17 protein-coding genes and 1 tRNA gene are annotated in these 15,959 nt (G+C 34.5%); 7 read left to right on the top strand and 11 right to left on the bottom strand.

Annotated features, from left to right (window positions below; all coding sequences use genetic code 11):
- Positions 1 to 400 precede the first annotated feature (400 nt).
- Together GJJ64_RS13005 and GJJ64_RS13000 are read left to right on the top strand one after the other, a co-directional pair.
- Positions 401 to 1,696, top strand: coding sequence for a 4Fe-4S dicluster domain-containing protein (locus GJJ64_RS13005; protein WP_154288207.1), 1,296 nt, complete (start codon positions 401 to 403; stop codon positions 1,694 to 1,696).
- Positions 1,697 to 1,803: 107 nt separating this feature from the next.
- Positions 1,804 to 2,592, top strand: coding sequence for a (Fe-S)-binding protein (locus GJJ64_RS13000; RefSeq protein ID WP_154288206.1), 789 nt, complete (start codon positions 1,804 to 1,806; stop codon positions 2,590 to 2,592).
- A gap of 36 nt (positions 2,593 to 2,628) precedes the next feature.
- Here the strand turns inward: GJJ64_RS13000 and GJJ64_RS12995 are convergent, their stop codons facing one another.
- Positions 2,629 to 2,850, bottom strand: coding sequence for a hypothetical protein (locus GJJ64_RS12995; RefSeq protein WP_154288205.1), 222 nt, complete (start codon positions 2,848 to 2,850; stop codon positions 2,629 to 2,631).
- 57 nt (positions 2,851 to 2,907) lie between these two features.
- Positions 2,908 to 3,369, bottom strand: coding sequence for a hypothetical protein (locus tag GJJ64_RS12990; RefSeq protein WP_154288204.1), 462 nt, complete (start codon positions 3,367 to 3,369; stop codon positions 2,908 to 2,910).
- 122 nt (positions 3,370 to 3,491) lie between these two features.
- Between GJJ64_RS12990 and GJJ64_RS12985 the strand changes: the two genes are divergently transcribed.
- Positions 3,492 to 3,977: an ABC transporter ATPase gene (locus tag GJJ64_RS12985; protein ID WP_154288203.1), complete on the top strand. Its 486-nt coding sequence runs from the start codon at positions 3,492 to 3,494 to the stop codon at positions 3,975 to 3,977.
- On the opposite strand, the gene mtgA is transcribed toward GJJ64_RS12985, so the two are convergent.
- The 4 genes from mtgA to rpsF form a co-directional block, all read right to left on the bottom strand.
- Entirely contained in the window at positions 3,974 to 4,618 is a 645-nt protein-coding gene (gene mtgA / locus GJJ64_RS12980) for a monofunctional biosynthetic peptidoglycan transglycosylase (protein WP_229655535.1), read from the bottom strand. The two genes, GJJ64_RS12985 and mtgA, sit on opposite strands and share 4 nt — an antisense overlap.
- Positions 4,619 to 4,739: 121 nt before the next feature.
- Entirely contained in the window at positions 4,740 to 5,183 is a 444-nt protein-coding gene (gene rplI / locus GJJ64_RS12975) for a 50S ribosomal protein L9 (protein WP_154288201.1), read from the bottom strand.
- Positions 5,184 to 5,196: 13 nt separating this feature from the next.
- Positions 5,197 to 5,460 carry a 30S ribosomal protein S18 gene (rpsR, locus tag GJJ64_RS12970; RefSeq protein WP_026902889.1) on the bottom strand — a complete coding sequence of 88 codons (264 nt, stop codon included), beginning with the start codon at positions 5,458 to 5,460 and terminating at the stop codon, positions 5,197 to 5,199.
- Positions 5,460 to 5,816, bottom strand: a complete 357-nt coding sequence (gene rpsF, locus GJJ64_RS12965; RefSeq protein WP_154288200.1) for a 30S ribosomal protein S6 — start codon at positions 5,814 to 5,816, stop codon at positions 5,460 to 5,462. The genes rpsR and rpsF overlap by 1 nt, the downstream gene beginning before the upstream one ends.
- A gap of 323 nt (positions 5,817 to 6,139) precedes the next feature.
- Between rpsF and GJJ64_RS12960 the strand changes: the two genes are divergently transcribed.
- Complete coding sequence (locus tag GJJ64_RS12960) at positions 6,140 to 7,939, top strand: DNA polymerase III subunit gamma/tau (protein ID WP_154288199.1); 1,800 nt, start codon at positions 6,140 to 6,142, stop codon at positions 7,937 to 7,939.
- Here GJJ64_RS12960 and GJJ64_RS12955 read toward each other — a convergent pair whose 3' ends face one another.
- Positions 7,940 to 8,344, bottom strand: coding sequence for a hypothetical protein (locus GJJ64_RS12955; protein ID WP_154288198.1), 405 nt, complete (start codon positions 8,342 to 8,344; stop codon positions 7,940 to 7,942). It abuts the gene before it with no gap.
- Positions 8,345 to 8,511: 167 nt separating this feature from the next.
- Between GJJ64_RS12955 and GJJ64_RS12950 the strand changes: the two genes are divergently transcribed.
- Both GJJ64_RS12950 and GJJ64_RS12945 read left to right on the top strand, forming a co-directional pair.
- Positions 8,512 to 9,738 (top strand): NADP-dependent isocitrate dehydrogenase, encoded by a 1,227-nt coding sequence (locus GJJ64_RS12950; protein ID WP_154288197.1) that lies wholly within the window; start codon positions 8,512 to 8,514, stop codon positions 9,736 to 9,738.
- A 126-nt stretch (positions 9,739 to 9,864) separates the two neighbouring features.
- On the top strand, positions 9,865 to 10,065 hold the full coding sequence (locus GJJ64_RS12945) for a YwbE family protein (RefSeq protein WP_039449097.1): 201 nt from the start codon (positions 9,865 to 9,867) through the stop codon (positions 10,063 to 10,065).
- A gap of 86 nt (positions 10,066 to 10,151) precedes the next feature.
- Here GJJ64_RS12945 and GJJ64_RS12940 read toward each other — a convergent pair whose 3' ends face one another.
- The 4 genes from GJJ64_RS12940 to gap form a co-directional block, all read right to left on the bottom strand.
- Positions 10,152 to 12,869, bottom strand: a complete 2,718-nt coding sequence (locus tag GJJ64_RS12940; protein ID WP_154288196.1) for a TonB-dependent receptor — start codon at positions 12,867 to 12,869, stop codon at positions 10,152 to 10,154.
- A gap of 258 nt (positions 12,870 to 13,127) precedes the next feature.
- Entirely contained in the window at positions 13,128 to 14,318 is a 1,191-nt protein-coding gene (locus GJJ64_RS12935; protein ID WP_154288195.1) for a phosphoglycerate kinase, read from the bottom strand.
- Positions 14,319 to 14,336: 18 nt separating this feature from the next.
- Positions 14,337 to 14,771 carry a GNAT family N-acetyltransferase gene (locus GJJ64_RS12930; RefSeq protein ID WP_154288194.1) on the bottom strand — a complete coding sequence of 145 codons (435 nt, stop codon included), beginning with the start codon at positions 14,769 to 14,771 and terminating at the stop codon, positions 14,337 to 14,339.
- Between the two features lie 5 nt (positions 14,772 to 14,776).
- Complete coding sequence (gene gap, locus GJJ64_RS12925; RefSeq protein ID WP_154288193.1) at positions 14,777 to 15,772, bottom strand: type I glyceraldehyde-3-phosphate dehydrogenase; 996 nt, start codon at positions 15,770 to 15,772, stop codon at positions 14,777 to 14,779.
- 111 nt (positions 15,773 to 15,883) lie between these two features.
- Here gap and GJJ64_RS12920 point away from each other — a divergent pair.
- A tRNA-Glu gene (locus tag GJJ64_RS12920) sits at positions 15,884 to 15,955 on the top strand.
- Positions 15,956 to 15,959: the final 4 nt, after the last annotated feature.

Raw genomic sequence — 15,959 nt, 5'->3', positions numbered from 1 at the left:
TTTTCAAATAATTAGTAACCTACTTTAAGTCACCAAATTAAACCTCAATAAAAAGAATCTTGCCCCCTCATAAAGTAGTTCATCATTTAACGATATTAAGCCAATACTTTTTGTACTATAGCTAATACTTCACTTAACAAAGAATCATCTTCTTGCTCTCCGGCTAACATTAGCTGTAAAGCTTCTTCAAGTAATTGTTCTTCCATAAACTTAATGTTTGTATATTAAGACGAGACTATTGAATGCTTTGTTACATCACTATAAAAAAATCTTTAAGGGTATAATTCTTGATATCAAAGGCTTAAACAATTAAAACCATTTGAAAATCTAAAAATTACTATGCTTGCATAGTTTTTTTAAATTAATTATTTATATTAGCTCTATCATCAATTCAAACACTATGCTGGCACAAATTATTTTCATTTTAGCTTTTACTTTAGCAATAGTAGCTTTTACCATTAGTATTAGAAAAATTATTAGAAACATTAATCTAGGAAAAGATATAAACCGTACAGATCATCAAGCAGAGCGCTGGAAAAACATGCTTAAAGTAGCTCTTGGTCAAAGTAAAATGACTGCCAGACCTGTGGCAGGTATTATGCATATACTTGTTTATGTGGGGTTCATCATCATTAATATTGAAGTTTTAGAAATTATCATTGATGGTGTTTTTGGTACGCACCGTGTGTTTTCTTTTTTAGGGGGCTTTTATAACTTTTTAATAGCCTCTTTTGAAATATTGGCTTTACTAGTTCTTTTAGGCGTATTTGTTTTCTTGGCAAGAAGACTGGTGTTGCAGCTTAAGCGTTTCAGTGGTGTGGAAATGACGGCTTGGCCAAAATCAGATGCTATTTATATTTTAGTGATTGAGGTTTTGTTAATGTCTGCTTTCTTGACTATGAATGCTGCAGATTACAAGCTACAACAAGCAGGTGCTAGTCATTATACGCTTGCAGGTAGTTTCCCTGTATCACAATTTATTTTACCCTTACTACCTACAGACATCAATACCTTAATCTTCATTGAGCGTTTTTGTTGGTGGTTTCATATATTAGGTATACTAGCCTTCTTAAACTACCTACCATTTTCTAAACATTTCCATATCATTTTAGCATTTCCTAATACATGGTATGCTAAACTTGCTCCAAAAGGAGAATTTAACAATATGGAAACCGTATCTCATGAAGTAAAAGCTATGTTAAATCCATCTTATACACCTCCTGCCATAGAGGCAAATAATAAGTTTGGAGCTAAAGATGTACAAGACTTAAATTGGGTACAACTGATGAATGCCTATACCTGTACAGAGTGCGGAAGATGCACATCTTCTTGTCCGGCTAATATAACAGGTAAGCTTTTATCTCCAAGAAAAATCATGATGGATACCCGTGATAGAATGGAAGAGATTGGTAGAAATATAGATAAACATGGTAAAGATTATCATGATGGTAAAAGCTTGTTAGATGACTATATCAGCAGAGAAGAAATTTGGGCTTGTACCACTTGTAACGCTTGCGTAGAAGCCTGTCCAGTAAATATAGATCCGCTTTCTATTATTCTTGATTTAAGACGTTATGCTGTTATGGAAGAATCTAACGTAACAGGTAGCTTAAACGCGATGTTCTCTAACATCGAAAATAATGGTGCTCCTTGGAAATATTCTCCTGCGGATAGATTTAATTGGGCAAATAAATAGCATTAGACATTGACAAAAAAGATAAAAGAGTAAAGACACTTAACGATATTAAAGATTCTACTACAGATACCGATAACTAAGAACTGGCAACTAATAACTGACAACCAATGATACAAGTACCAACCATGGCAGATATGATGGCTGCTGGCGAAGAACCAGAAGTTTTATTTTGGGTAGGCTGCGCCGGCAGTTATGATGAAAGAGCACAAAGAGTAACACAGGCTTTCGCTAAAATTTTAACGCATTGCAATATTAAATTCGCGGTATTAGGCACAGAAGAGAACTGCACTGGAGACCCTGCAAAAAGAGCGGGTAACGAATTTCTTTTTCAGATGCAAGCCATGATGAATATCGAAGTTTTGAACGGATATAACATCAAAAAAATTGTAACTGCTTGCCCACATTGTTTTAATACCATTAAAAATGAATACCCAAATTTAGGAGGTCATTATGAGGTTATCCATCACACACAATTAATACAAGAACTTATTGATGCTGGTAAGCTAAAAACAGAAAATGGAGAACCTTTTAAAGGTAAAAAAATAACCTACCACGATCCTTGTTACTTAGGCCGGGCTAATGGTGTATATGAAGCTCCTAGAAAAGTATTGGAAGTTTTAGACGCTGATTTAGTTGAAATGAAACGTTGTAAACAAAACGGACTTTGCTGTGGTGCTGGTGGAGCTCAAATGTTTAAAGAGCCAGAAAAAGGCAAAAAGGATGTAAATATTGAAAGAATAGACGATGTTTTAGAATCTAAAGCAGAAGTTGTAGCTGTGGGTTGTCCTTTTTGCATGACGATGATGAAAGATGGTGTTAAACACTTTGAAAAAGAACAAGAAATAGAGGTCTTGGATATTGCAGAAATTACCGCTAGAAATAATAATCTGATTTAATGCTATTCCAGCATCTTTTTAAAAGGTGCTGGATATTCATCTACTTACAGAAATAGATTCCTCCTTCTGAGCAGGCACATCTTTATAGTTGATTAACCTACCCTCATGTTTTAAGCTATCTTTGGTATCCTGATACTTCTTGAAACTTACTTTTGTTGGCTTAACAGTTTCATTACTTAACCAAATATTCAAAATCATGGTATGGGCAATAAGAACCATACATATAAGAACAATATAACTTATTTTACCAAACTTCATTTAATTCGTAAAAAATAATAATACCAAAATAAGAAAAAGTATCTAATATCCCTAATATTAGGGAATGTATTTAGAATTTTCTCTCAAAAAATCAAAACTTTTATTGAGTGAATTAAGTTCCTCTTCAGAAATTCCCTTTAATGGAAAATTTATTTCATTTGCCATAGAATCAACATCACCAGCTGGGTCTTTATAACTTTGAAAGATAACGGAAGATGGCTCACATACAACACTTAACCAACCCGACTTTTCATTTCCATAATAATTTAATTTTTGAACTTTTTCTATTCTTACGGAATAGTATTCTGTTTTGTTACTTGCTAAAATTCTCTTATAACGTAAAAAGCCATTGTTATTAAGTTCTAAAGTAAATGTTTTAGTGCCTAACAATCGGTCTGCATCATACTTTTTAAGAAGCTCTTCTATTTGCTTTCTATAAAAAGTTTTAAGTTCATCGGTATAATTTAAAACACCAAAGAAACTCCAGAAAATAAAACTTAAGGCGTAGAGTAAATTCACGCTCTAATTTAGTTCAACATTTAAAAAGGATGAAATATATTTTTCCACTTATTAACTACATCTTAATGTAAACTCTTTTAATCATCCTCCTCAAGACATTTAATATTATTAATTTTGTTATTATGGAATTTCACCCACTTTCTAGAGTTTGGATTTATCAATCAGACAGAGTATTCACTAATGTTGAAGTACAAGAGCTTGAGCAATTGCTTACAGATTTTACCACGAATTGGCAAGCACATAATCAACAATTAAAAGCTGGTTATGAAATCAGATACAACCGTTTTCTGGTTTTAATTGTAGATGAGAGCCAAGCAGGAGCTAGCGGTTGCTCTATTGATAAATCTGTCCATTTGATGAAAGAAATTCAAGAAAAATATCATGTGAATCTTTTCGATAGGTTTAACATCGCTTATAAAGAACAAGAAGAAGTAAAAGCTTTAAATCGTGAGGGTTTTGAATCTTTAATAACTGAAGGAAAGATCAACCAAAACACGATTGTTTTCAATAATCTAGTTCAAAACTATCAAGAATACCAAGAAAAGTGGGAATGTAAGTTTCTAAATAGCTGGCATCAAAGGGTGTTTTCTTTACCTCAAGGGATTTAAAATTCAAGTTTCCCTAGATTTCTCATATTCCTGAGAATTACACCTTTTTTGTGATAAATATAAGCCGTTGGCTTGAGTGGAGTCCACCTTCTTGGATTGGGTAAAACTGCCGCAAGTAAAGCAGCCTCACTTTTTAGTAGGCTTTCGCAGGATTTACCATAATAAGTTTGTGTAGCTACTTCCATTCCGTAAATACCATCTCCGGTTTCAATTACATTGAGATAAACTTCTAAGATTCTTTCTTTAGACCAGAATATCTCTATCAATAAAGTGAAGTAAGCTTCAAAAGCTTTTCTTACGTAAGACCTACCTGGCCATAGAAATACATTTTTTGCAGTTTGCTGAGATATGGTACTGCCACCACGTATTTTTTTGCCTTTCTTATTTTTTTGATAGGCTTTCTCTATAGCCTCAAAATCAAAACCATGATGGACCAAAAACCTAGCATCTTCGGCAGCTAAAACTGCTCTTTTAAGGTTCATAGAAATATCCTCAAAATCCTTCCATTCTTTTTTGAGCTTCCATGTTTTACCTTCTGCCTTTCTTTCAAAGCCTCTTTGAAGCATCAAATAGGTGAGCGGAGGATTTATAAATCTTAACAGAATAACCCAAACAATACTGATACAAAAAAACCATAACATCAATTTGAGTATGATTTTAGATATCTTTTGGAAGATAGAAGATGACTTTGCCATATATAATCAAAAAAAATGCTTCCTGAAAATTATCAGGAAGCATTTAAATTATTCATGTACTGATAAATTACTCAGCAACTACGTCAAAAGGAACTTGTACTTTAACTTCTTTATGTAAGTTTAAGTTAGCAATATATTCACCAACAAACTTAACATCAGAATCAAAAGTAATTCTTCTTCTGTCAACATCAAAGCCTAATTTCTTTAATGCATCTGCAACTTGAATAGTGTTAACAGCACCAAAGATTTTACCGCTTTCTCCAGCTTTAGCGCCAATGCTTAATCTAACATCAGTTAATTTAGCTGCAACAGCTTCTGCGTCTTTTTTAATTTTTTCTTGTTTAAACTGAGCTTGTTTAATGTTCTCAGCTAAAACTTTTTTTGCCGACTCGGTAGCTAAAATAGCTTGACCTTGAGGAATTAAATAATTACGGCCGTAACCTGGCTTTACTGAAACGATATCGTCTTTCTCGCCTAGGTTTTTTACATCTTGTGTTAATATAACTTCCATCTGCTTAGCCTCCTTATTTTAAACCGTCTGTAACGAAAGGTAATATACCAATTAAACGAGCTCTTTTAACTGCTTGAGCAACTTTACGCTGATATTTTAAAGAAGTACCAGTTAAACGACGAGGTAAAATTTTACCTTGATCATTAATGAACTTTAATAAAAAGTTAGCGTCTTTATAATCGATATACTTGATACCGTTTTTCTTGAAACGGCAGTATTTCTTTCTGTTATCCTCCACCTTGGGAGCAGTAACATATTGGATTTGATCTTGTGCCATTAGTTTGCTGCCTCCGCTTTTTTCTTATTAAATGCGCCGTTACGTTTTTTCTCGTTATAAGCTACAGCATGTTTATCTAAACGTACTGTTAAAAATCTCATAACACGCTCATCACGCTTTAACTCTAATTCAAATTTGCCGATAACCTCTCCTGATACCTTGTATTCAGTTAGATGATAATATCCAGTTGATTTTTTCTCAATTGGATACGCTAGTTTTTTCAAACCCCAATTATCCTCTTGGACAATTTCGGCTCCGTTATCAGTTAAAGTTTTAGTGAATTTTGCAATCACTTCTTTTGCAACTTCTTCTGATAACAATGGGGTAAGAATGATAGTGGTTTCGTATTGATTCATTTCTTACTATTGTTAACCCGCTTTTACGGGATTGCAAAGGTAGAAAACATTTAGTTGATAAACAAGAGATTAAAAGATTTTATAATAAAGAACTCCATATTTAGGATGGTTGATTAAATCATTTTATGACTTTTCTAAACAAAAAAGTTATAAAACCAGGTAACAGTTTCACAAAAAATAAAAACTTATGCATTGGCTAACAATTGGTATACTAAAAATGAAAAAATTAATTTAATAAAACAAAATATAATTCAAACAAGGCATAAAGGATTAATCATTTTTAAATTGCACAATCAAATACATCTTTCTATTTTAGCAACCTGATGGAGAACTTCATAGTATCGGCAAGAAAATACAGACCTATAACATTTGAAAGTGTTGTGGGGCAACTGCATATCACCAATACTTTAAAAAATGCCATTAAAAACAATCAGCTTGCGCAAGCATTTTTATTCTGCGGCCCAAGAGGTGTTGGTAAGACTACTTGTGCCAGAATTTTAGCAAAAACCATCAACTGTCTGGATTTAACACCTGCAGGAGAAGCTTGTGGCACTTGCGCATCTTGTACCTCTTTCCAAAATGGTAATTCATTTAATTTTCATGAGCTAGATGCGGCATCAAACAATTCTGTTGATGATATCAGGAATTTAATAGATCAGGTTAGAATACCTCCACAAGCTGGAAAATATAAAGTTTACATTATTGATGAGGTTCACATGCTTTCTCAAAGTGCTTTTAATGCCTTTTTGAAAACTTTAGAAGAACCACCTTCTTATGCCATCTTTATATTAGCAACCACAGAAAAGCACAAAATATTACCAACCATATTATCGCGTTGTCAGATATTCGACTTTAACAGGATAAAGGTTGAAGATATGGCTAATCATTTAGCTAAAATTGCTACCAGAGAAGAGATAGCTTATGACCAAGATGGCTTACACCTGATTGCCCAAAAGGCAGATGGTGGCTTAAGAGATGCCTTATCTATGTTTGACCAAATTGTTAGTTTTTCTAACAGACAGGTTAATTATCAAGCTGTTATAGATAATCTTAATATTCTAGATTACGATTATTATTTTAAAGTTACCGAGTTTTTAATGTCACAAAACACGCCAGCCGCTTTATTGTTGTTTGATGAGATTTTAAACAATGGTTTTGACGGGAACAACTTTATTACTGGCTTAGCATCGCACTTTAGAAATATTTTGGTTTGTAAAGATGCCGCTACTGTTCAATTATTAGAAGTTAGCGAGAATATCAAACAAAAATATCTAGAGCAAGCAAAATCAGCCTCAGCTTCTTTTTTAATAAGCGCTTTAAATATTGCTAACCAATGCGATTTAAATTATAAAATCAGTAAAAACCAACGTTTACAAGTTGAACTTACGCTGATTAAAATAAGTCATATCAGCCAAGCGGTTAACTTAAGTCAAAACTCTAATGTTCAGCAAATGGCTGAGCAACTAAAAAAAAAACCTGAAAATTTAGCAAGTCCTCAACCTCTTGTAGCACCTGTTTTACCTAAACAGGAAGTTGTAGAAAAGGCTATTCCTAATATTCAAGAACCAGAAAAAGTTATACCTACTGCTGCTACACCTCAGACGGAAGCTGCGGTAGCAGAAATCAATATCACACCCAAAAATCTTATTCCTAAATTAGGCAATACTTTAATCCCAAATTTAAAAAATCCTACAGCTATAAAAACCAAAGAACAGCTTGAGGAAACAATAGATTACCTTACCGGTGATGCTAAGGATGATTTTACAACAGAGCAGTTTATTGAAGCTTGGGGAAATTTCTCTTTTAAAGCTAAAGCTGATGGCAAAATGAGCTTAGCTACTTTAATGATGAATTATACACCCAAATTAAAGGATGGTTACCAAATAGAGTTAGAGGTTGAAAATAAATTGCAAGCCAACGAGTTGATTAATGAACGTATAGATGTTTTAAACTATCTGCGTAAGCAATTGAACAATTTTTCTATCACTTTAGAACCTGTTATTAACGAGAAACAGGAAGAACGAAAATTATATACCAGCAGGGATAAATACCAGCATCTGGTTGAAAAAAATCCTAAACTAGAAGAGTTTAGAAGAATTTTCAACCTGGATATTGATTTCTAACTATTTCAAGAATTTAGGATAACCTTCTTCATCCAAATCATCACGATCATCCTCTGCAGTACGAGCAATTTCTTCATCCTTTTTACTGATTCTTAAACTTTCTTCTCCGGCAATATGCATCCCTAATTTATCAACATCGTGTTCTAAAGAAGCATTTTTATCATATTCATCACCAACGTATGGGTTAGATTCATCATAATCAGAATCAAAATCATCGGCAGCAGTATCGTAAGGGTCTGGATGGTCATACCCTTCTTCTTTTGCATCCTCTGGGTCAACATCCAACTCAAAACTATCTTCTTTAGGATTATATTTAAGATTTTGAGCTTCATTATCAACTAAATTAGACTCTTGATTACGCTTAAACCGTTCATCGTTAGGCAAATTTTCCTTTTTATTTTCCATGGCTTATTTTTTTTAAGATTACACCTTATGATATACTATAAATATGCCAAAACATAAAAATTTAGACCTTAACATTACAAAAAACACATCATTCAAAAGCCTGCATTAAAAATCAATTCTTATATTTACGCCTCATTTTAAGTGGGATAAACAAAAACATATAAATAATGAGCAAAATCAAAGTTGCAAACCCTGTAGTAGAACTAGACGGCGATGAGATGACCAGAATTATCTGGAAATTCATTAAAGACAAATTGATTATTCCTTACCTAGATTTAGATATTAAATACTATGATTTAGGAATGGAATATCGTGACCAAACAAATGACCAAGTAACCATTGATGCAGCTAATGCAATTAAAGAATATGGCGTTGGTATTAAATGCGCAACCATTACTCCGGATGAAGCCAGAGTTGAAGAATTTGGTTTAAAACAAATGTGGAAGTCTCCAAACGGAACTATCAGAAATATTTTAGATGGTACTGTATTTAGAGAACCTATTGTTTGTAAAAATGTTCCTCGTTTAGTTCCTAACTGGACAGCTCCTATCTGCATTGGTCGTCATGCTTTTGGAGACCAATACAGAGCAACAGATTTTGTTACCAAAGGAAAAGGCAAATTAACCATTAAATTTGAAGGCGAAGACGGTACTGTTCAAGAATTTGAAGTATTTAACTTTAAAGGAGATGGTGTTGCTTTAGCTATGTACAACACAGACGAAAGTATTAAAGGATTTGCTAGATCATGCTTTAACCAAGCTTTAAGCAAAAAATGGCCTTTATATTTATCTACTAAAAACACCATTTTAAAGAAATATGATGGTCGTTTCAAAGATATTTTCGAAGAGATTTATCAACAAGAATTTAAAGCACAGTTTGAGGCTGCTGGTATTACTTACGAGCACCGTTTAATTGATGACATGGTTGCTTCTGCGTTAAAATGGAATGGTAACTTTGTTTGGGCTTGTAAAAACTACGATGGCGACGTACAGTCTGATACCGTAGCACAAGGTTTTGGTTCTTTAGGTTTAATGACTTCTACTTTGGTTACTCCTGATGGTAAAGTTATGGAAGCGGAAGCTGCACATGGTACAGTTACCCGTCATTACCGTGATCATCAAAAAGGAAAACCTACTTCTACTAACCCTATTGCATCTATTTTTGCTTGGACTAGAGGTCTAGAATTCCGCGGTAAGTTAGATAACAACCAAGAGCTAATTAATTTCTGCCAAACTTTAGAGCAAGTTTGCGTTGAAACTGTAGAAAGTGGTAAAATGACTAAAGATTTAGCAGTTTGTATCCATGGCAATAAAGTAGAACATGGCAAACACTACTTATACACAGAAGAATTCTTAGCAGCTATTGATGAGAATTTGAAAGCTAAATTAGGCTAATCATCTAAAATTATAGAAGTCAAGTTAAAAAACCATTAGCTTGTATTTAAATAGTCTATAAATCCTCAACTTAAAGCAATAAAGCATTTATGTTGAGGATTTTTTAATGCGTAATATTTTTTAATGATGGACGGAACAGTAAGAAGTAATATTAAAATAGGTGCTTTGGTGAATATTGTTTTAAAGAAAGACCAAAGAACAGGTATCCTCACCGAAGGTATTGTAAAAAGAATCTTAACAAGCGCCCCAAAACATCATCGTGGTATTAAAGTCATGCTGGATGATGGACAAGTAGGGCGTGTTCAGGAGATACTAGAAGAAGATTAAACTATAAACGACACAAATAAAAAAAGCTGCCAATGATTTTCATCATCAGCAGCCTTGCATTTATAAGTTAGTGTGTTATTTTAATACTATTTAATATCTACCAAAATTCCGGCAAAAATCATTCTTCCTAACTGCGGACCACCCCAAATTTGTGTATTGTAAGCATTGGTTAAGTTAGAACCTCCAATTTGAATGGTAGATTTAGCTTTAGGAATTTTGTAAGATAAAGAAGCATCTAAAGTTCCGATATTATCTATTGGACCAACATCAAAAGGGAATTCATACACAAAACCTTGTTGCCATCTATAATTAACGTTATAACCTAATCTTTTCTTAAACTCGCCATCAATACCAACATTAAACTTGTTTTCTGGTGTGTTAAAGAAAGCTAAGAAACCAGTAGGCAAATCGCCAATTTTGTTGTAGCTATAGTTAGCATTAAAGTTTAACTCTTTTCTATAAGCATAGCCTAAACCAACACTTACACCTTGAGTAGTTACCTCTTGTTGGTTGTTAAACCAAACTTGGATGATACGGGTAGGGCTTGTTGGGTCATTTAAACGGTTACGTGTTTGACCATCTGTACCAGGAGCCGCACCTGTAGCTACTAAGATTTGTGGAACCGTTGGACGTGAACCATCTGTATTACCAACGAAAGGTTGAGCTCCGATAAAATTATCGTAATTACTTCTAAAATAAGTAATATCAAAAGTTAGTTTATCTTTGATGATGGTTTTATAACCTACCTCAAAAGTAGCAACCTGCTCTAAATCTAAGCGTGGTGCAGAATAGTTAAATGCTGTAGAACCACCAGCTACTGCTGCTATATTTGCAGCTGGACTTCCTTGAGTTAGTAAAGTAGTGTTATATCCATTAAAACCGTTTCTTACGTTTCCTAATAATAAAGCACTACCAATATCTAAACGGATGTATTGGTCTATTTGTGTAGGGCTTCTAAATGCTACACCGTAACTAGAACGGAAGTTATGTTGTCTTTTTTCGCCAAAGGTATAAACTGCTGAAGCTCTTGGAGAGAATTTAGAATCGAAATTTTGAAAATCATCTAAACGACCAGCAACTTGTAATTTTAATGCATCATTAAAGAATGTTTTTGCTACTTGGCTGTAAACACCATATTCGTAATTTTGAATTCTATCACCACCCGGAGTATCTTCAAAAACTGCACCTTGCGAAGCTAAGCCAAATGCCCTGTAAGCGCCACCAACAATAACATCGGCAAATTTAAACCCGAATTGATATTGCCCACTCACATCTGTCATAACAGAGTTAACAGGCAATCTTGAACCTGCTGGTTGGTTAAGCTCTGCATTATATTTACGTAAAGCATTAAAAGCAGTAGAACCTTCTTTTGGCCATGTTGCACTAGCTGCTGCATAAGCCTGTGCCGGTGTAGCTCCTTGTTGTAGAGCCGCTCCGTATGTCCCAAAAAATAAAGCTGTATAACTTGTTGCTCCTCCAGGTAAAGCCGGTAATCCAGCTGCCGTAGGATTTAAAGTAGCCATTCTAGCCCCTAAAAAGCTTAAATCATAAGTATCGCCACCATTATCCTCAGTTCTGAAGGCTCTTAAAAACCATTTATCAGATTTTAACTCGGCTCTAAATTGGTCAACACTTAAGTTTTTAAAACGATACCTACTGGTTGATTGGTAAGTAGTTGTACCACCTGCTCTCTTATAATCTAGTGTAGCTTTTATCTTATCAGTAACTAAATAAGAGATACTAGGGTTAATTCTGTAACTTAAAGTCCTATTATCATTAGCTATTAAAGCTGTTTCTGACCATCCTGGTGTATAAATTACCTCTCCCGGTATAATAGAAACACCTGCTTGAGTAGTGCTAATTTCGCCATAAGTGTTTAAGGCATCATAGCCAAAAGCAGAACCCGGTCCGTAATTTTTTGCCGAAGTTATACGCTTTGCAGATTGGTCATTTGCCATCCAGTCATCGGCAGAAAAATAAGAAGCATTAATTTTAAAAGCTAACTTATCAGTCAGTTTTTTAGCGTACCTGATTTGACCATCAAATAAAGCTCTATTACCACCTCTTAATTTTAAAGACAAACCTTCTGTATAAAATGGATCTTTTGAATTTGTTAGTAAAACACCATTGAAAGCGTTTGCACCATATAAAGCAGAAGCAGGGCCATGAATAATCTCAACTGAACTTACATCCAGTTCGGCAACACCCAACATATTACCTGCGTTAAGATTTAAACTTGGCACTTGTGTATCTACATAATCTGCCAACTGAATCATACGCTCAGATTTTGGACTATTAAATCCCCTAGTAGAGATTGTGGTTAACAGCATAGAAGAACTGTTAACATCAATACCTTGATATCTTGAAAGGTTACTAAACATTTCTGGTCCTCCACCAGCTAGCAACTGGTTAGAGCTTACTTTGGTTACCGTTACCGGAGCTTCTAAAATACGCTCTTCTACCCTTGATGCTGAAACTACTAATTCATCAATATTAACACTAGTTTCTTTTAAAACAACTTTTACATCAGTAGTAGGCTTGGTTAAGGTAACCTTTTGTGTTTGAAAGCCTAACATAGAAAACTCCAAAACAACCGGAACCTTATCAAAATTTACGTTTAGAGCAAAAGCTCCGTCTCCATTGGTAGATGTACCAACAAATGAGCCTTGCACAATAACACTTACCCCAGGTAAGGTACTATTGTCTGACGCCATAACTTTACCTTTTACGTTTTGTGCCAAAACAGGGAAGGCAAAAAAGGAACAGCAAAGCATAACTATGCCTAATAGTATTCGTTTTTTCATCTTAATTATTTTTCGTTTATAATGGTTATATTATGCAAGCATAATAAATAAAATTATAACAAATATTTGAAATATCAAATAATTATATCCTGCACAAGTAAATAATTAATTTTCTAGCGAAAACGAAGCCAAAAAATATGAGGATGGTAAGTAGTGAAGGTAATGATGAATGGCAATGGTGGTTGATTAATAAATAAAAAAAGCTGTCTAAAGAGGACTATACCCTTAAAGACAGCTTTTGCTTGCAATTATTTTTACTTAACCTTGGATAGCTTTTACGCCAGGTAATTCTTTACCTTCCATATATTCTAGTAAAGCACCACCACCGGTAGAAACGTAGCTTACTTCGTTTTCTAAACCAAATTTCGCGATAGCTGCAGCAGAGTCACCACCACCTATTAAAGAGAATGCACCATTTTTAGTTGCTGCTACAATAGCATCTGCTACAGCTCTGGTACCTTCTTCAAATTTCTTCATTTCAAATACGCCCATTGGACCATTCCAAAGGATGGTTTTAGAGTTCATCACGATGTCTGCATACTTTTTACGGGTTTCTAAACCAATATCTAAACCTTCCCAGTCTGAAGGAATATTTTTTGTTTCTACATACTGTGTATTGGCTGTTTCTGCAAAATCATCTGCAATTAAAGAATCTGTAGGGATATATATTTTTACACCTTTTGCTTCTGCTTTCTTTAAAATCTCTAATGCTAAATCTTGTTTATCAAGCTCAACTATAGATTTACCGATGTTACCACCTAAAGCTTTAACGAAAGTATATGTCATACCGCCACCAATTACCAAATTATCTACTTTATCTAATAATCTTTCAATCAGTTGGATTTTATCAGAAACTTTAGAACCACCCATAATAGCTGTAAATGGTCTTTCGGCTTTATTTAATACTTTTTCTGCATTTTCTAACTCAGAAGCCATTAAATAACCAAAATATTTTGCTGTTGGGAAAAATTTAGCGATAACAGCGGTAGAAGCATGTGCCCTGTGTGCTGCACCAAAGGCATCATTTACATAAACATCACCTAGCTGAGCCAATTTTTCTGCAAATGCTTCATCACCTTTTTCTTCTTCTTTATAGAAACGTAAATTTTCTATCAATAACACCTCTCCTGCTTGTAAAGCATCAGCTTTAGCCTTTGCTTCTGCACCTATACAATCATCAGCGAAAGCTACTTCTTTACCTAATAAAGTAGACAAATGCTTAACCACATGTTGTAAAGAATATTTATTTGTAGGACCATCTTTTGGACGACCTAAGTGCGACATTAAGATAACTGCACCACCATCTTTTAAAATTTTTTGGATAGTTGGCAAAGCTGCGGTGATACGTTTATCATCGGTTATATTGAAATCAGCATCCAGAGGGACGTTAAAATCTACCCTTACTAAAGCTTTCTTGTTTGCGAAATTTAATTTGTCTACAGTATTCATATTTATTGTGTTGGATTGTTATTGAATTTTTAAATACATGCATTTATGAGGACCTATACCTGCAATCTCAAACTCATCTGAAATAAACTCGAAACCTAAGCCTTCATAAAATTTATAAGCTACTTTTCTGGCGTTACACCACAAATAGTTAGCCTTTTTGCCTCGCAAATATACGATTGCAAAATTAATCAGCATATTACCATATCCTTTACCTCTAAAAGTAGCGTGGGTAGCCATACCTCTTAATTGATAGCCCAAACCCATAAAACCTTCTTTTGGAACAATATGAAATGTGGCAATGGAAACCAATTCGTCTGCCACGAAATAGCCTAAATGGAAACTTTCTGGTTCTTCATCTAAAGGCAAAGCACATTCATGGTCTTGAAGTTTGCCTTCTCTTAAAACCTGATTGCGTAAAGGCAAAACATCTTTTGCGGAAATAAACTTAATCATCAGCTTTATTTTATGGCCATTTTTTGGACAACATCTACCAACCGGCTGGCGTAACCAAACTCGTTATCATACCAACCCACTACTTTAACCATACCACCTACAATAGAGGTTAGTTGCGCATCAAATACACAAGAGTGTGGGTTATCAATAATATCTACAGAAACAATAGGATCTTCTGTGTAATACAAGATATCTTTAAGAGAGCCCTCTGCTGCAGCTTTAAAAGCCTCGTTTATTTGTGCTACCGATGATGGTTGATGCTCTAAAATACAGGTAAAATCTGTTAAAGAACCATTTAAGACAGGTACACGGATGCCTGCTCCACCCAATTTACCCTCTAATTGAGGAAAAATACTAGTGATAGCTTTTGCCGCTCCTGTTGTGGTAGGGATGATAGAAGATGAAGCTGCTCTTGCCCTTCTTAAATCTCGGTGTGGTGCGTCATGCAGGTTTTGATCGCCTGTCATAGAGTGTACCGTGGTGATATAACCTTCTTTAATTTTCCAGTTATCATCTAAAACTTTTACCATAGCTGCCACATTGTTAGTGGTACAAGATGCATTGGAAATCATTTTTGAAGACCAATCTATTTGCCCATCATTAACGCCCAATACTACGGTTGGGATATCTTTATCCAGTGCTGGGGCTGATAATAAAACCTTTTTTGCGCCGGCTTCCAGATGCTTATTAGCGGATGCTTTGGTTAAAAATTTACCGGTAGATTCTATCACTAAATCTATATTTAATGCTCTCCAAGGCAAATCTTCTGGATTTTTCTCGGCATAGGTTTGGATGCTTTGCCCATTAACAACAAGCTCTTGCTGATGATGTGTTATAGTTCCTTTGTAATTACCATGAACAGAATCGTACTTGAACAGATGTGCTAATGTTGCTGTATCTGTTAAATCGTTTATGGCAACAACTTCTATATCTTGCTTTTGTAATAATAGTTTTAAAACGGTACGCCCGATGCGCCCAAAACCATTAATGGCTACCCTCATATATGCTCTCAGAAATTTTAGCGAATTTACCTAATGTGTACGATTAAAAAATATTTAATTTTTTTTGTGAGTTTTAGGCTGTTTTCTATATTTGCACACCCAAAGATATTTGGCCCGTTCGTCTAGGGGTTAGGACGCCAGATTTTCATTCTGGAAACAGGGGTTCGATTCCCCTACGGGCTACAAA

Source organism: Pedobacter puniceum (assembly GCF_009674685.1).
GTDB lineage: Bacteria > Bacteroidota > Bacteroidia > Sphingobacteriales > Sphingobacteriaceae > Pseudopedobacter > Pseudopedobacter puniceum.
This window is presented reverse-complemented; position numbering and strand designations above follow the sequence as displayed.

What these genes read in the sequence shown, in the direction of transcription:
- GJJ64_RS13005 (WP_154288207.1), top strand. Translation starts at nt 401, where the DNA reads ATGCTGGCACAAATTATTTTCATTTTAGCTTTTACTTTAGCAATAGTA.
- GJJ64_RS13000 (WP_154288206.1), top strand. Translation starts at nt 1,804, where the DNA reads ATGATACAAGTACCAACCATGGCAGATATGATGGCTGCTGGCGAAGAA.
- GJJ64_RS12995 (WP_154288205.1), bottom strand. Translation starts at nt 2,850, where the DNA reads ATGAAGTTTGGTAAAATAAGTTATATTGTTCTTATATGTATGGTTCTT.
- GJJ64_RS12985 (WP_154288203.1), top strand. Translation starts at nt 3,492, where the DNA reads ATGGAATTTCACCCACTTTCTAGAGTTTGGATTTATCAATCAGACAGA.
- mtgA (WP_229655535.1), bottom strand. Translation starts at nt 4,618, where the DNA reads ATGTTATGGTTTTTTTGTATCAGTATTGTTTGGGTTATTCTGTTAAGA.
- rplI (WP_154288201.1), bottom strand. Translation starts at nt 5,183, where the DNA reads ATGGAAGTTATATTAACACAAGATGTAAAAAACCTAGGCGAGAAAGAC.
- rpsR (WP_026902889.1), bottom strand. Translation starts at nt 5,460, where the DNA reads ATGGCACAAGATCAAATCCAATATGTTACTGCTCCCAAGGTGGAGGAT.
- rpsF (WP_154288200.1), bottom strand. Translation starts at nt 5,816, where the DNA reads ATGAATCAATACGAAACCACTATCATTCTTACCCCATTGTTATCAGAA.
- GJJ64_RS12960 (WP_154288199.1), top strand. Translation starts at nt 6,140, where the DNA reads ATGGAGAACTTCATAGTATCGGCAAGAAAATACAGACCTATAACATTT.
- GJJ64_RS12955 (WP_154288198.1), bottom strand. Translation starts at nt 8,344, where the DNA reads ATGGAAAATAAAAAGGAAAATTTGCCTAACGATGAACGGTTTAAGCGT.
- GJJ64_RS12950 (WP_154288197.1), top strand. Translation starts at nt 8,512, where the DNA reads ATGAGCAAAATCAAAGTTGCAAACCCTGTAGTAGAACTAGACGGCGAT.
- GJJ64_RS12945 (WP_039449097.1), top strand. Translation starts at nt 9,865, where the DNA reads ATGGACGGAACAGTAAGAAGTAATATTAAAATAGGTGCTTTGGTGAAT.
- GJJ64_RS12940 (WP_154288196.1), bottom strand. Translation starts at nt 12,869, where the DNA reads ATGAAAAAACGAATACTATTAGGCATAGTTATGCTTTGCTGTTCCTTT.
- GJJ64_RS12935 (WP_154288195.1), bottom strand. Translation starts at nt 14,318, where the DNA reads ATGAATACTGTAGACAAATTAAATTTCGCAAACAAGAAAGCTTTAGTA.
- GJJ64_RS12930 (WP_154288194.1), bottom strand. Translation starts at nt 14,771, where the DNA reads ATGATTAAGTTTATTTCCGCAAAAGATGTTTTGCCTTTACGCAATCAG.
- gap (WP_154288193.1), bottom strand. Translation starts at nt 15,772, where the DNA reads ATGAGGGTAGCCATTAATGGTTTTGGGCGCATCGGGCGTACCGTTTTA.